This window comes from Acinetobacter sp. NPDC052428 (assembly GCF_044547685.1).
Taxonomy (GTDB): Bacteria; Pseudomonadota; Gammaproteobacteria; order Pseudomonadales; family Moraxellaceae; genus Acinetobacter; species Acinetobacter lwoffii_G.
Window position 1 is genome coordinate 1 of sequence record NZ_JBIUAT010000070.1, and the last position, 2,313, is coordinate 2,313.

Sequence of the window (2,313 nt, forward strand, 5' to 3'; positions counted from 1 at the left end):
ATAGGGGAGCCGTAGGGAAACCGAGTCTTAATAGGGCGTTTAGTTGCTGGGTATAGACCCGAAACCAGGTGATCTATCCATGAGCAGGTTGAAGGTTGGGTAACACTAACTGGAGGACCGAACCCACTGTCGTTGAAAAGCCAGGGGATGACTTGTGGATAGGGGTGAAAGGCTAATCAAACTTGGTGATAGCTGGTTCTCCCCGAAAGCTATTTAGGTAGCGCCTCGGACGAATACCATTGGGGGTAGAGCACTGTTTCGGCTAGGGGGTCATCCCGACTTACCAAACCGATGCAAACTCCGAATACCAATGAGTACTATCCGGGAGACAGACTGCGGGTGCTAACGTCCGTAGTCAAGAGGAAAACAATCCAGACCGCCAGCTAAGGCCCCAAAATTATAGTTAAGTGGGAAACGATGTGGGAAGGCATAGACAGCTAGGAGGTTGGCTTAGAAGCAGCCACCCTTTAAAGAAAGCGTAATAGCTCACTAGTCGAGTCGGCCTGCGCGGAAGATGTAACGGGGCTAAAACTATATGCCGAAGCTGCGGATGCATAATTTATTATGCGTGGTAGGGGAGCGTTCTGTAAGCCGATGAAGGTGGATTGAGAAGTCTGCTGGAGGTATCAGAAGTGCGAATGCTGACGTGAGTAACGACAATGCGAGTGAAAAACTCGCACGCTGAAAGACCAAGGGTTCCAGTCCAACGTTAATCGGGGCTGGGTGAGTCGACCCCTAAGGCGAGGCCGAGAGGCGTAGTCGATGGGAAATTGGTTAATATTCCAATACTTCTGTGTAATGCGATGAGAGGACGGAGAAGGTTAAGTCAGCCTGGCGTTGGTTGTCCAGGTGGAAGGTTGTAGGCATGTATCTTAGGCAAATCCGGGGTACTCTATGCTGAGAACTGATAGCAAGCTGTACTTGTACAGTGAAGTGGCTGATACCATGCTTCCAGGAAAAGTCTCTAAGCTTCAGTTACACAGGAATCGTACCCGAAACCGACACAGGTGGTCAGGTCGAGTAGACCAAAGCGCTTGAGAGAACTCTGCTGAAGGAACTAGGCAAAATGGTACCGTAACTTCGGGAGAAGGTACGCTGTTGTCTGTGATAGGACTTGCTCCTTGAGCGGCCGACAGCCTCAGAAACCAGGCCCCTGCAACTGTTTATTAAAAACATAGCACTCTGCAAACACGAAAGTGGACGTATAGGGTGTGATGCCTGCCCGGTGCTGGAAGGTTAATTGATGGGGTTAGCGTAAGCGAAGCTCTTGATCGAAGCCCCAGTAAACGGCGGCCGTAACTATAACGGTCCTAAGGTAGCGAAATTCCTTGTCGGGTAAGTTCCGACCTGCACGAATGGCATAATGATGGGGGCGCTGTCTCCAGCAGAGACTCAGTGAAATCGAATTCGCCGTGAAGATGCGGTGTACCCGCGGCTAGACGGAAAGACCCCGTGAACCTTTACTGCAGCTTGACATTGAACTTTGATCTTACTTGTGTAGGATAGGTGGGAGGCTTTGAAGTCGCGACGCTAGTTGCGATGGAGCCGTCCTTGAAATACCACCCTGGTAATATTGAGGTTCTAACTCTGTCCCGTTATCCGGGACGAGGACCATGTCTGGTGGGTAGTTTGACTGGGGCGGTCTCCTCCTAAAGAGTAACGGAGGAGTACGAAGGTGCGCTCAGCGTGGTCGGAAATCACGCGTAGAGTATAAAGGCAAAAGCGCGCTTAACTGCGAGACCCACAAGTCGAGCAGGTACGAAAGTAGGTCTTAGTGATCCGGTGGTTCTGTATGGAAGGGCCATCGCTCAACGGATAAAAGGTACTCTGGGGATAACAGGCTGATACCGCCCAAGAGTTCATATCGACGGCGGTGTTTGGCACCTCGATGTCGGCTCATCTCATCCTGGGGCTGAAGCAGGTCCCAAGGGTATGGCTGTTCGCCATTTAAAGAGGTACGCGAGCTGGGTTTAGAACGTCGTGAGACAGTTCGGTCCCTATCTACCGTGGGCGTTGGAAATTTGAGAGGATCTGCTCCTAGTACGAGAGGACCAGAGTGGACGAACCTCTGGTGTACCGGTTGTCACGCCAGTGGCATCGCCGGGTAGCTATGTTCGGAAGGGATAACCGCTGAAAGCATCTAAGCGGGAAGCCTACCTCAAGATAAGATTTCCCCGAGACTTTATGTCTCCTAAAGAGCCGTTGAAGACTACGACGTTGATAGGTTGGATGTGGAAGCATAGTGATATGTGAAGCTGACCAATACTAATTGCTCGTGAGGCTTGACTATACAACACCCAAACAGTTGTTGTA

General features: G+C 50.9%; 1 rRNA gene. It reads left to right on the forward strand.

From position 1 onward, the window contains the following. Nucleotides 1–2,290: ribosomal RNA gene (locus ACIG3F_RS16040) — 23S ribosomal RNA — on the forward strand; the annotation flags it as partial. Nucleotides 2,291–2,313: the final 23 nt, after the last annotated feature.